Source organism: Sphingomonas pituitosa NBRC 102491, assembly GCF_001598435.1.
GTDB lineage: Bacteria > Pseudomonadota > Alphaproteobacteria > Sphingomonadales > Sphingomonadaceae > Sphingomonas > Sphingomonas pituitosa.
The window spans coordinates 65,577-78,877 of record NZ_BCYY01000023.1; the positions used below are offsets into that span (position 1 = coordinate 65,577).

Consider the following 13,301-nt stretch of genomic DNA (forward strand, 5'->3'; position numbering starts at 1 on the left):
GGAGCATCCCTAGCCCTATGGAAACCGCACCGCAAACGCCTACATGGCGACCATGGACGCCAAGCATCTCGGAAAGCAATCCGCCCTGCCCGCCACCCCGGAGGAAGCGGAACTCGACTATGTTCCCAACCCGCGGCCGGGCCTGCGCTATCTGGTGCGCTTCGCCGCGCCCGAATTCACCTCGCTCTGCCCGATTACCGGCGCGCCCGATTTCGCGCATCTGGTGATCGATTACGTGCCGGGCGAGAAGATCGTCGAATCCAAGTCGCTCAAGCTGTTCCTGGGCAGCTTTCGCAACCACGGCGCGTTCCACGAGGATTGCACCGTCGGTATCGGCGAGCGGCTGTTCCGCGAGATGCAGCCCGCCTGGCTGCGGATCGGCGGATACTGGTATCCGCGCGGCGGCATTCCGATCGACGTGTTCTGGCAGTCGGGCAAGCCACCCGAGGACGTCTGGATCCCCGATCAGGGGGTTTCCGGATATCGCGGCCGCGGCTGAACGTCAGATTTACAGCACGGTTCAACAGGTATAGAGTTGTGCGTTGCAGCGAAACTGCAACTTATTCGAAAAACGGGAGTTTAGCAGGACATAAGGCCCAGATATGGGCCGAGTCCATCATGCAGTAGCGAAAGGTCCGCCATGGCACGGTCTCCTATGGGTCCAAGGACCCGGCATCTTGCCCTGATCGGCAACTTCCTGCCGCGTAAGTGCGGCATCGCCACCTTTACTACCGATACCTACACCGCACTCGCCGAACGCTACCCGGAGATTCAGGTCGACGTCTATGCGATGGACGACCTGCCCGGGCACTATGCCTATCCGCCCCAGGTCACCGGTTCGATCGCCCAGAACGATCGCAGCGCCTATCTGGACGCCGCCCGCAAGATCGAGGCGAGCGGCGCCGAGGCGCTGTGGATCCAGCATGAGTACGGCATCTTCGGCGGGGCTGCCGGCGAGCTGCTGCTCGCGCTCACCGATCGCGTCTCGATCCCCGTCATCGTCACGCTGCACACCGTGCTCGAGCGCCCGAGCGCCGACGAGCGCCGGGTGATGGAAGCGCTGATCCGCCGCGCCTCGACGCTGATCGTCATGGCCGAGAAGGGCCGCGAGATCCTGAAGCGCGTCCACGGCGTCGAGGACGGCAAGATCGTCAACATCCCGCACGGCGTGCCGGATCGCCCCTATTCCGACACGGCGCCCTTCAAGGCGAAGTTCGGCTGGGAAGGTCGCGACGTGGTGCTCACCTTCGGGCTGCTGGCGCCCAACAAGGGCATCGAGACGATGATCGAGGCGATGTCCACGGTCGTCGCCGAGCATCCGAACGCGCTCTACGTCCTGCTCGGCGCCACCCATCCCAACCTGGTGGCGCACGAGGGAGAGGCCTATCGCGACCGGCTTCTCGCGCAGGTGGAGGCGGCCGGACTCGGGCGCAACGTGCAGTTCGTGAACCGGTTCGTCGAGCAGAGCGACCTGCTCGACTATCTGCAGGCCGCAGACCTGTACGTGACGCCCTATCTCAACCCGGCGCAGATCACCTCCGGTACGCTCTCCTATGCGGTCAGCATGGGCAAGCCGGTGATCTCCACGCCCTATATCCACGCGACCGAGATCCTGGCCGACGGGCACGGCGTGCTCGTCGACTTCGGCGACAGCCGCGCCTTCGGCCGCGAGATCAACCGCCTGCTCGGCGACGCCGCAGCGCGCGGGACGCTTGCCGATCGCGCCTATGCACGCGGCCGCACCATGTTGTGGGCGCGGCTGGCAGAGCGCGCGGTGGGGGAGATCGACGCGATCCTGGACGAAAAGCCCGAGCGACTCGCCCGATCCTCGAACGAGCTCCCGCCGCTCCACCCCGTGCTGACGGCGGTGGAGCGGATGAGCGACGCTACCGGTATGCTCCAGCATTCGATCTATTCGGTGCCGGACCGCCGACACGGCTATTGCATCGACGACAATGCCCGCGCGCTGATCCTGATGAGCAAGATCGACGATGTCGACGAGGCGGTGCGCGATCGCTGGACCGCCATCTATGGCGGCTTCGTCCAGCACGCATGGAACCCGGACAAGCGCAAGTTTCGCAACTTCATGAACTTCGACCGGACATGGTGCGAGGACGAAGGCTCGGAGGATTCGAACGGCCGCGCGATCTGGGCGCTGGGCGTCACCGCCCGCGACGCGCGTGCGCAGAAGCATCGCGACTGGGCCTCGGTGCTGTTCGACGAGACGGCCTCGATCGCTTTCGATCTGGGCAGCCCGCGCGCGCACGCCTTCGCCATGCTCGGCGCGGCGGCGATGGCGGAGGCCCATCCCGGCCACCCGCTGTCGCGCGAGATCCTGACGCGCTTCGGCAACGAACTCATCACCTTGCTTGAAACGGCCCGGCGCCCCGAATGGAGCTGGTTCGAAATCGTGCTGGCCTATGACAATGCCCGCCTGCCCGAAGCGCTGCTGCGCGCCGGCCGGGTGCTCGGCCGCCGCGACTTCCTGGAAACCGGGCTGGAGACGCTCGCCTGGATCGTCGAGCGCCAGACGTCGCCCGAGGGCCGGTTCCGCGCCGTCGGCACCGAAAGCTTCGGCCGCGCATATGCCGAGCCGCTGCCGTTCGACCAGCAGCCGCTGGAAGCGCAGGCGACCATCGACGCCTGCCTGGCGGCGTACGAAGCGACGGGCGACGCGCACTGGGCGAAGGAAGCGATGCGCGCCTATCGCTGGTATCTGGGCGCAAACGATCTCGACACGCCGCTCGCCAGCGTCGCGGATGGCGGCTGCTTCGACGGACTGATGCCCACCGGACTTAACCGTAATCAGGGTGCAGAATCGATTCTTGCTCTTCAATTGGCGAATTGCGCGATGTCTGCCCTTTCAAAGGGCAATAAAAGCGTGGCAGGACCGGAACTCGCCGTCGCCTGAAGCGATACGGGGGACGGCGCCGTAACGAGCGCGTTCCCCGGGGGTTGCCAAATGCCGGAACTGTTTCACCATCCCTTGCGGCTTCGTGCCGATCCATCGCGCGTCGTCGTGCGCCCTTTCCACGTCGCATGGGCGTCCACCAATGGCGGCGCGCCCAGTCGAACGGAGCGGATCGTCAGCGAAGTGCTGGCGCTCTCGCCGGGTGCGGCACGGGCGCAGCTCGAGCTGGTGCTCAAGGACTTCGAAGCCCGCCACTGGCAGACGCGCCGCGTGTTCATGACGCGCTATGACGAGATCGAGGCGATGCTGGGTCTCGACGGCGCGGCGATCGGTGACGAGAAGCGCCAGCTGCTCGGCGCCTATTTCTGCCACGAGTACAGCTATGCCGCCGCCGCGCTGATGAATCCCAGCGCCGTGCCGCATTACGACCAGACCGGCATGCCGCCCGGCAGCATGCGCATCCTGATGTCGCTGCGCGCGGTGGGCGAGGGGCATATCTCCTCGGTCGCCTTCCGCGAGGGCATCATCACCGACGGCAACGAGCTGGTACTCGCGCCCGAGCCGCCCTTCGCCACCGCCGCCGACGCCCGCGAGCCGGACGAGCGCGCGATGGAAGGGCCGGTGCGCATCTATCGTCACCGCGATTCAACGCTGTCCGGCACGGTGATCTTCCCGATCACCCGCGCCCAGTCGAACGGGCTCGAGGATCTGCGGATCTGCCACTTCACCCATGACGACGGCACGCCGGAATGGATCGGCACCTATACCGCCTATAACGGCTCGGTGATCCAGTCGGAGCTGATGCGCACCCGCGACTGGCGCGGGCTGGACCTGGTGCCGATGACCGGCAGCGCCGCGCGCAACAAGGGCATGGCGCTGTTCCCGCGCAAGGTCGGCGGCAAGTACATGATGCTCGGCCGGCAGGACGGCGAGAACATCTTCCTGCACAGCTCGGACGACATCACCCACTGGGAAGGCGGCGACCTGATCATCAAGCCGCGCTTCCCCTGGGAGCTGGTGCAGATGGGCAATTGCGGCCCGCCGATCGAAACCGACGATGGCTGGCTGGTGCTCACCCACGGCGTGGGCGCGATGCGCAAATATTCGATCGGCGCGGCGCTGCTCGACAAGAACGATCCGTCGAAGGTGCTGGCACGCTCGCGCGAGCCGCTGCTGGCGGCGGCCGACCAGGACCGCGAGGGCTATGTGCCCAACGTCGTCTATACCTGCGGCGCGATCCGCCACGGCGACAGCCTGTTCATCCCGTACGGCGTGGCGGACAGCTCCGTGGCTTTCGCTTTCGCTCCCATCCAGGCGCTGATAGACCAGATGGAATAGGCTGCGCCGGGGGGCATGATCGATGGAATCGCTGAAGATCATCGCCTTCGCGACCCTTGCTGCGATCGTGTACGGCATCGTGCACGATCAGGTGACGGCGCATCTCTGCGTCGAATATTTCACCATCGCGCATCCGCCGGTCTTTCCGACCACGTCGCCCTTCCTGCTCGCGCTCGGCTGGGGGGTGATCGCGACCTGGTGGGTGGGGCTGCCGCTCGGCATCCTGCTGGCGATCGTCGCCCGCGCGGGCCGAGCGCCCCGGCTGGCGCTCGCCGACCTGCGCGGTGCAATCCTGCGGCTGATGCTGGTATCGGCTATCGGCGCGTTGCTGGCTGGCGGGATCGGTGCGGCCGCCACGGCGCTCCGCTTCGTCACCATTTCCGAATATTGGGCGAGGGTCATCCCGCCGGGCAAGCATGTCGCCTTCCTCGCCGATGCCTGGGCGCACGGCGCGAGCTATCTGATCGGCGCGATCGGCGGCCTTGTCGTGATCGGCTATGCGATCGCCCGGCGCAGGCAGCTGTGCCGGGCCTGATCGATCAAAGCGCGGCCGGCTCTCCGCCGCGCAGTTCGTGGCTGCACAGCTGCGCCTCGGGCGTATCCTCCGCCTCCAGCGCCGCGACCGTCACCCAGCCCTGCGCGCGCAAGGCAGCGCCCGTTTCCGCATCGGTGCCGAACGGCAGGAACAGCCGGCGCCGCGCATCGCCCCCCATGCCCGCATCGAGGATCGGATCGGCGTAGAGCGAGAAGCCGACCGCCGGTTCCTCGCGGCCGCCGTCGTGCACCACCGTATAGGTGCCGCCCCGCCCGATCTCGCCGCGCGCCCCGCGGGTGAAGATCGAGAAGCCGAGCCAGGTCTGGTATTCGAACCCGTGTCGCTCGGTGGGATCGAGCGTCAGCGCCACGCCCGCCGGGATGCTCGCGGCGATCGCCGCGAGGCCGTCGATCCGGCTGGCCAGCGCGGTGCCGGCATCGGTCGCGCGCAGCTTGGCCATCGCGCCATCGAACGGACCGGCGGCCTCGATCAGCGGCAGATACTTGGGATCGATCGCGGCGACACCGCCGGCATCCTTGGCATCGAGCCGTTCGCGCAGCGCGGTGAGCGTGTCGGGCGGCAGCGTGCCACCGGCGAGCGTATCGACCAGGTCGGGCAGCGTGAAGTCGATCGCGATGCCCTCGACGCCCGCCGACTGCAGCGCCTCGATCGCCACGCGGACGATCTCCATCGCCGCCGCGACGCTGTCCCGCCCGATCAGCTCGCAGCCGATCTGGCGCATCGCCCGGCGCGGATCGAGCGCCGGCGCCTTCAGTTTCAGCACCTGTCCGGCATAGCAGAGCCGCACCGGCCGCGGATGGTGGCCCATGCGCGTCGCCGCGATGCGGCCGACCTGCGCGGTCAGGTCCGGGCGGATGGCGAGGCTGCGCTGCGATACCGGATCGACGAACCGCACCGCATCGCGCACCGCGCCGGTCTTGAGCCGCGTCGCCAGTTCGTCGGCGAATTCGGCGAGCGGCGGATCGACCTGTTCATAGCCATAGAGCCGGGCAAGCCCCAGCACGCGCGTTTCGAGCCGCGCCGCGGCATCGGCGGCGGGCGGCAGTCGATCGTGAAACCCTTCGGGGAGGAGACCAGTCATGGCCGCCTCCCCTAATGGCTTCAGAAGCCGAGCGCCATGGCGGTCTTCACGCCCGGCAGCGCGCGGACCTTTGCCAGCAGCGCGTCATCCACCGCCTCGTCGACCGAGAGCAGCAGGATCGCCTCCCCGCCGGCCGAACGACGGCCGAGGTGGAAGGTGCCGATGTTGACGCCCGCCTCGCCCAGCGTGGTGCCCAGACGGCCGATAAAGCCCGGCGCGTCCTCGTTGACGATGTAGAGCATGTGCCCGGCCAGATCGGCCTCGACCTTGATGCCGAACAGCTCGACCAGACGCGGCGCGGCGTTGCCGAACAGCGTGCCGGCGACCGAGCGATCGCCCGCCTGGGTACCGACGGTGACGCGCACCAGCGTGTGATAATCGCCCTCACGGTCATGGCGCACTTCGCGCACGTCGAGCCCGCGCTCCTTGGCGAGGAACGGCGCGTTGACCATGTTCACCGTGTCCGAATGGACCCGCATCAGGCCCGCCAGCACCGCGCTGGTGATCGGCTTCTGGTTGAGCTCGGCTGCCGCACCCTCGACTTCGATGGCGATGCCGGTCAGCTCGCCATGCGCCAGCTGGCCGACCAGGCCGCCCAGCTTCTCCGCCAGCGCCATGTACGGCTTCAGGCGGGGCGCTTCCTCGGCCGAGAGGCTCGGCACGTTGAGCGCATTGGTGACGCCGCCGGTCACCAGATAGTCGGCGAGCTGCTCGGCAACCTGGATCGCCACATTGACCTGGGCTTCGGTGGTCGAGGCGCCGAGGTGCGGGGTGGCGACGAAGTTCGGCGTGCCGAACAGCGGGTGTTCCTTGGCCGGCTCCTGCACGAACACGTCGAGCGCGGCGCCGCCGATATGGCCCGAATCGAGCCCGTCCTTCAGCGCCGCTTCGTCGATCAGGCCGCCGCGCGCGCAGTTGATGATCCGCACGCCCTTCTTGGTCTTGGCGAGATTCTCGCGGCTCAGGATGTTGCGGGTCTGGTCGGTCAGCGGCGTGTGCAGCGTGATGAAGTCGGCGCGCAGCAGCAGATCGTCGAGCGTCATCTTCTCGACGCCCATTTCGAGCGCGCGCTCGGGCGTCAGGAACGGATCATAGGCGATCACGCGCATCCGCAGGCCAATGGCGCGGTCCGCGACGATCGATCCGATATTGCCCGCGCCGATCAGGCCCAGCGTCTTGCCGGTCAGCTCGACGCCCATGAAGCGGTTCTTTTCCCACTTGCCGGCCTGGGTCGAGACATCGGCCTCGGGCAGCTGGCGGGCGAGCGCGAACATCAGCGCGATGGCGTGCTCGGCGGTGGTGATCGAATTGCCGAACGGGGTGTTCATCACCACCACGCCCTTGGCCGAGGCGGCGGGGATGTCGACATTGTCGACGCCGATGCCGGCGCGGCCGATCACCTTCAGGTTGGTCGCGTGCTCGAGAATCTCCTTGGTGACCTTGGTCGAGCTGCGAATGGCGAGGCCGTCATAGTTGCCGATGATCGCCTTGAGCTCGTCCGGCGTCTTGCCGGTGATCTCGTCCACTTCGACGCCGCGCTCGCGGAAGATCTGCGCGGCCTTGGGGTCCATCTTGTCGGAAATCAGTACCTTGGGCATGAATATGCTCCTGTGCACGGCGGTACTCCTGCGAAAGCAGGAGCCCAGAGTTTCTGAGGGAATCGCGTATGGGCCTGGGCCCCTGCTTTCGCAGGAGCGCGCAGGGAATCAGCCCGCCTTGGCGGTGGCGTAGGCCCAGTCGAGCCAGGGGCCGAGCGCCTCGATATCGGCGGTGTCGACGGTGGCACCGCACCAGATGCGGAGACCCGCGGGTGCATCGCGATAGCCGGCCACGTCGAGCGCCGCGCCTTCCTTTTCGAGCAGGCCGGCGAATTTCTTGATGAAATCGGCATCGGCGCCCTCGACCGTCAGGCACACGCTGGTGCGCGAGCGGATCGCCGGATCCTCGGCGAGATGGCCCAACCAATCCCGCTCCGCCACGATCTTGTCGAGCGCCGCCGCATTGGCATCCGAGCGGGCGATCAGCCCATCGGCGCCGCCCAGGCCCTTGCCCCATTCCAGCGCGAAGATCGCGTCTTCCACCGCCAGCATCGACGGCGTGTTGATCGTCTCGCCCTTGAACACGCCCTCGGCGAGCTTGCCCTTGGAGACGAGGCGGAACACCTTCGGCAGCGGCCAGGCGGGCGTGTAGGTTTCGAGCCGCTCGACCGCGCGGGGGCCGAGGATCAGCACGCCGTGCGCGCCCTCGCCGCCCAGCACCTTCTGCCAGGAGAAGGTGGCGACGTCGATCTTGTCCCAGGGCAGGTCGTAGGCGAACACCGCCGAGGTGGCGTCGGCGAAGCTCAGGCCTTCGCGGTCGTCGGCGATCCAGTCGCCGTTCGGCACGCGCACGCCCGACGTGGTGCCGTTCCAGGTGAACAGCACGTCGTTCGACCAGTCGACCGCGTTCAGATCGGGCAGCTGGCCATAATCGGCGCGCAGCACGGTGGGATCGAGCTTGAGCTGCTTGACCGCATCGGTGACCCAACCCTCACCGAAGCTTTCCCAGGCGAGCGTGGTGACCGGGCGAGCGCCGAGCATCGTCCACATCGCCATTTCGAACGCGCCGGTATCCGAACCGGGCACGATGCCGATGCGATGCGTGTCCGGCAGGCGGAGCAGCTCGCGCATCAGGTCGATGCAATATTGGAGGCGGTTCTTGCCCAGCTTCGAGCGGTGCGAGCGGCCGAGCGACTCGGTGGCGAGCTTCTCGGGCGACCAGCCCGGGGGCTTGGCGCAGGGACCGGAGGAAAAATAGGGACGCGCCGGTTTGGTGGCGGGCTTCGCAGGCGCAAGCGTGGCGTCGGCGGCAGTCAAATCAGTCATATAGTCTCTCCTTGCAGAGAGCACGCGCGGCGTTGGGACCGCGTGGCCCGCCGACGGCCCTAGCGGCGGGCGCACAAAAGTCAATTCGGCACGTCGTTGCGATGGAACAATGTTGCGGGTCCGTGCCTTTGCTGCGCAGCTTTGCAGGACATTCCGGGAGATAGAAATGCGGACGATTTTGGCGGCCAGCCTGGCCACGATGCTGATCGCGGCACCTGCCGCCGCACAACAGAAGCAGAGCGTCGGCGACGGTGCCCAGGCACCGCTGCGCGACCTGCGCATCAACGAGAAGAAGATTCCGGACGTGCTGCTGCTCGCCGCTTCCGCCCCTTACTCGTCGCAGGGGACCAAGAGCTGCACGCAGATCCGCGCAAGCATCGCCGATCTCAACGCGGTGCTCGGTACCGATGCCGACGCACCCGCCGCCAAGGGCGGCAATGGCGGCGCGATCGCCGCGGCCGGCAGCCGGGCGATCGTCGGTACGCTGATTCCCGGCTTCGGGCTGGTACGGATGGTCACCGGTGCCGACAAGCAGGAGAAGCGCGTGACGGCGGCGCTCTACGGCGGCACGATCCGCCGCGCCTATCTGAAGGGCCTGGGCGTCTCCAAGGGTTGCCGCCCGCCGGCCGCGCCGACCGCAACCGCCCGCGCGGCGGTGCCGAAGCTGCCGGTCGACGACAAGGACGACAAGAAGGACGACCGCAAGGACTGATCCTGCCGCCTGCCAACATTACGAATACAAGGCTGCGCAAATCTGCCTGAGTCCGGCGGCGACCCGTTCACTGGACTCAGGAGGATTGCACCATGGCCCGTTCCACCCCCGGCTGGCTTGCGGCCCAGGCCAACGCCGCGCCGCAAGGCTTTGCGCATGCGCCGGACACCACTGCCGGTTATTGGCACCAGCGGCCCGAGAACACGCTGCCGCCGCCCGATTTCTGGAGCCCCTATGCCCGCAACCGGCCGCTGCCCACGCCGGGGGTGGAAGCGCGCAAGGCGTGGATCGTCGGCAGCGGGATCGCCGGTCTCGCCGCCGCCTTCTACCTGATCCGCGACGGCCATATGCCGCCCGCCAACATCACCATCCTCGATGCCGCGCACGTCGAAGGCGGCTCGCTCGACGGCGCGGGCGATGCGGAGCGCGGATACCTGATCCGTGGTGGCCGCGAGATGAACTGGAACTACGACAATCTGTGGGACCTGTTCCAGGACGTGCCGGCGCTGGAGCTGCCCGCCGGCTACAGCGTGCTCGACGAATATCGCTGGGTGAACGATCGCGATCCCAATTATTCCAAGGCGCGGCTGATGCACCAGCAGGGCGCGATCAAGGACTTCAGCACCTTCGGCCTGTCGCGCAAGGACCAGTGGGAGATCGTCCGGCTGCTGCTCAAGCGCAAGGACGAGGTGGGCGACACCACGATCGCGCAATATTTCAACCAGGGCTTCTTCGAGACGAACTTCTGGGCGCTGTTCCGCACCATGTTCGCCTTTCAGGAATGGCACAGCCTGCTCGAGATGAAGCTGTACCTGCACCGCTTCCTCGATTCGGTGGACGGCTTTGCCGACATGTCGGTCGTCCTGTTCCCCAAATACGATCAGTTCGACACCTTCGTCCGCCCGCTGACCAGGATGCTGCGCGAGCAGGGCGTGCGATTCCAGTTCGACACGCGCGCCTATGATCTCGACTTCGCGGTGGACGGCGAACGCCGCACCGTCACCGGCATCCGCGCGATGGTCGGCGGCGACGCGAGGGTGCTGCCGGTGGCGGCCGAGGACCTCGTCTTCGTGCTGCCGGGCTCGATGACCGAGGGCACCGCCTATGGCGACATGGACCAGGCGCCGGTGCTGGCGCGCGGCGCCCATGAACCCGGCGCCGACAGCGACTGGACGCTATGGCGCAACCTCGCCGCGCAATCGCCGGTGTTCGGCAAGCCGGACAAGTTCTGCGGCGACGTCGCCCGATCAATGTGGGAATCGGCGACGCTTACCTGCCGCCCCTCGCCGCTGGTCGATCGGCTGAAGGCGTTGTCGGTCAACGATCCGTACTCCGGACGCACCGTCACCGGCGGGATCATCACCTTCACCGATTCGAAGTGGCTGCTCAGCGTCACCTGCAACCGCCAGCCGCATTTCCCGGACCAGCCCGAGGACGTGCTGGTGCTCTGGGTCTATGCGCTGCGGATGGACGTGCCCGGCGACAAGGTCGCCAAGACGATGCCGGACTGTACGGGCCGCGAGATCCTGGCGGAGCTGTGCCACCATCTCGGCATCGCCGAGGACCAGGTCGCGGCGGTCGTCGACGCGACCAAGGTGCGCCTCGCGCTGATGCCGTACATCACCGCCGAGTTCATGCCCCGCGCAGCGGGCGACCGGCCGGCGGTGGTGCCGCAGGGCTGCACCAACCTCGCGCTGGTCGGCCAGTTCGTCGAGACCGCGAACGACATCGTCTTCACGATGGAAAGCTCGATCCGCACCGCGCGGCAGGGCGTCTACACGCTGCTCAACCTGCTCAAGCAGGTGCCGGACATCAGCCCCACCCAGTACGACATCCGCAACCTGCTGCGCGGCGCGCGGGCGCTCAACAATGGCGCGCCCTTCCCGGGCGAGCGACTGCTCCACCGGCTGCTCGGCAAGAGCTATTTCGCCCACATCCTGCCGCCGCTGCCGGAGAAGGACGGCGACGCGCTCCACCGGGTGGAGGAAGAGCTCGCCGGCCTGTTCGGGCGCGGCGGCCAGTGGGTGAGCGAAGCGGCGGACACCGTGCGCGGCTGGATGGCCGGGCTGAAGGAGCGCTGAGCCCTCGATCCCGCACCAACAAAAAAGGGCCGGCGGATCGCTCCGCCGGCCCCTTTTTTTTCGCGTAGAGCGAGGACTTAGAAGTCCATGCCGCCCATGCCGCCCGGCATCGCCGGAGCTGCGGGCTTGTCGTCCGGCAGCTCGGCAATGGTGGCTTCGGTGGTGATCAGCAAGCCAGCAACCGAAGCCGCGTTCTGCAGTGCGGTGCGCACCACCTTGGTCGGGTCGATCACGCCGGCAGCCACGAGGTTCTCGTAGGTGTCGGTCGCGGCGTTGAAGCCGAACGAGGTGTCGTTCTGGTCGAGCAGCTTGCCCGAGACGACGGCGCCGTCCTGGCCAGCGTTCTGCGCGATCTGACGCACCAGGGCCGTCAGCGACTTGCGGACGATGTCCACGCCGCGGGTCTGGTCCTCGTTCGCACCGGCCAGGCCTTCGAGGGCCTTGGTCGCGTACAGCAGGGCCGTGCCGCCGCCGGGGACGATGCCTTCTTCAACGGCTGCGCGGGTCGCGTGCAGCGCGTCGTCGACGCGGTCCTTGCGCTCCTTGACCTCGACTTCGGTCGCACCGCCGACCTTGATCACGGCCACGCCGCCGGCGAGCTTGGCGAGACGCTCCTGGAGCTTCTCACGGTCGTAATCGCTGGTGGTGACGTCGATCTGCTGGCGGATCTGCTCCGTGCGGGCCTTGATCGACTCGGCTTCACCGGCGCCATCGACGATGGTGGTGTTGTCCTTGTCGATCGTGACGCGCTTGGCGGTGCCGAGCATGCCGAGCGTGACGGTCTCGAGCTTGATGCCCAGGTCTTCGCTGATCACTTCACCCTTGGTGAGGACGGCGATGTCTTCCAGCATCGCCTTGCGACGATCGCCGAAGCCCGGAGCCTTGACCGCTGCGACCTTCAGGCCGCCGCGCAGCTTGTTGACGACCAGGGTCGCCAGCGCTTCGCCTTCGATGTCCTCGGCGATGATCAGCAGCGGACGACCCGACTGCACGACCGCCTCGAGGATCGGCAGCATCGACTGCAGGTTCGACAGCTTCTTCTCGTGGATCAGGATGTACGGATCGCTGAGCTCGACCGCCATCTTCTCCGGGTTGGTGATGAAGTAGGGCGAGAGATAGCCGCGATCGAACTGCATGCCCTCGACGACGTCGAGCTCGAATTCGAGACCCTTCGCCTCTTCGACGGTGATCACGCCTTCCTTGCCGACCTTCTCCATCGCTTCCGCGATCTTCTGGCCGACTTCAACGTCGCCGTTGGCCGAGATGATGCCGACCTGGGCAACTTCCTGCGAGCCCGAGACGGGCTTCGAGCGTGCCTTGACGTCCTCGACGACCTTGGTGACGGCGAGGTCGATACCACGCTTCAGGTCCATCGGGTTCATGCCGGCGGCAACCGACTTCATGCCTTCGCGGACGATCGCCTGCGCCAGAACGGTCGCGGTGGTCGTGCCGTCGCCGGCGATGTCGTTGGTCTTCGAGGCCACTTCGCGCACCATCTGCGCGCCCATGTTCTCGAACTTGTCCTTGAGCTCGATTTCCTTCGCGACCGACACACCGTCCTTGGTGATGCGGGGCGCGCCGAAGCTCTTCTCGATCACGACGTTGCGGCCCTTCGGCCCCAGCGTGACCTTCACCGCGTCGGCGAGGATGTCGACGCCGCGCAGGATGCGCTCACGTGCGTCGCGCGAAAACTTTACGTCCTTGGCTGCCATGGGACTGCCCTTTCAAATTTCGCTAAGTTTAGGAAGTTGAGGTTCG

General features: G+C 67.1%; 10 protein-coding genes. 6 read left to right on the plus strand and 4 right to left on the minus strand.

Features of this window, described 5'->3' with window-relative positions:
* Positions 1-52: 52 nt before the first annotated feature.
* The 4 genes from queF (at position 53) to SPI01S_RS17360 (ending at position 4,784) form a co-directional block, all read left to right on the plus strand.
* A complete protein-coding gene (queF, locus tag SPI01S_RS17345; RefSeq protein ID WP_066725551.1) occupies positions 53-499 on the plus strand; it encodes a preQ(1) synthase in 447 nt (148 codons plus the stop codon).
* A gap of 141 nt (positions 500-640) precedes the next feature.
* On the plus strand, positions 641-2,911 hold the full coding sequence (locus tag SPI01S_RS17350) for a glycosyltransferase family 4 protein (RefSeq protein WP_066725513.1): 2,271 nt from the start codon (positions 641-643) through the stop codon (positions 2,909-2,911).
* Between the two features lie 51 nt (positions 2,912-2,962).
* Positions 2,963-4,249 carry a glycoside hydrolase family 130 protein gene (locus SPI01S_RS17355; RefSeq protein WP_066725516.1) on the plus strand — a complete coding sequence of 429 codons (1,287 nt, stop codon included), beginning with the start codon at positions 2,963-2,965 and terminating at the stop codon, positions 4,247-4,249.
* A gap of 22 nt (positions 4,250-4,271) precedes the next feature.
* Positions 4,272-4,784 (plus strand): hypothetical protein, encoded by a 513-nt coding sequence (locus SPI01S_RS17360; RefSeq protein WP_084253542.1) that lies wholly within the window; start codon positions 4,272-4,274, stop codon positions 4,782-4,784.
* Positions 4,785-4,788: 4 nt separating this feature from the next.
* On the opposite strand, the gene SPI01S_RS17365 is transcribed toward SPI01S_RS17360, so the two are convergent.
* From SPI01S_RS17365 to SPI01S_RS17375, 3 genes are all read right to left on the minus strand, one after another.
* Positions 4,789-5,886 carry an ATP phosphoribosyltransferase regulatory subunit gene (locus tag SPI01S_RS17365; protein ID WP_066725519.1) on the minus strand — a complete coding sequence of 366 codons (1,098 nt, stop codon included), beginning with the start codon at positions 5,884-5,886 and terminating at the stop codon, positions 4,789-4,791.
* 20 nt (positions 5,887-5,906) lie between these two features.
* Complete coding sequence (serA, locus tag SPI01S_RS17370) at positions 5,907-7,484, minus strand: phosphoglycerate dehydrogenase (protein ID WP_066725521.1); 1,578 nt, start codon at positions 7,482-7,484, stop codon at positions 5,907-5,909.
* Positions 7,485-7,592: 108 nt separating this feature from the next.
* Positions 7,593-8,750 carry a phosphoserine transaminase gene (locus SPI01S_RS17375; protein ID WP_066725524.1) on the minus strand — a complete coding sequence of 386 codons (1,158 nt, stop codon included), beginning with the start codon at positions 8,748-8,750 and terminating at the stop codon, positions 7,593-7,595.
* A 166-nt stretch (positions 8,751-8,916) separates the two neighbouring features.
* On the opposite strand from SPI01S_RS17375, the gene SPI01S_RS17380 reads away from it, so the two are divergent.
* Positions 8,917-9,462: a hypothetical protein gene (locus SPI01S_RS17380; protein WP_066725527.1), complete on the plus strand. Its 546-nt coding sequence runs from the start codon at positions 8,917-8,919 to the stop codon at positions 9,460-9,462.
* 92 nt (positions 9,463-9,554) lie between these two features.
* Positions 9,555-11,543, plus strand: coding sequence for an oleate hydratase (locus SPI01S_RS17385; RefSeq protein ID WP_066725532.1), 1,989 nt, complete (start codon positions 9,555-9,557; stop codon positions 11,541-11,543).
* A 77-nt stretch (positions 11,544-11,620) separates the two neighbouring features.
* Here SPI01S_RS17385 and groL read toward each other — a convergent pair whose 3' ends face one another.
* On the minus strand, positions 11,621-13,255 hold the full coding sequence (groL, locus tag SPI01S_RS17390; RefSeq protein ID WP_066725535.1) for a chaperonin GroEL: 1,635 nt from the start codon (positions 13,253-13,255) through the stop codon (positions 11,621-11,623).
* Positions 13,256-13,301: the final 46 nt, after the last annotated feature.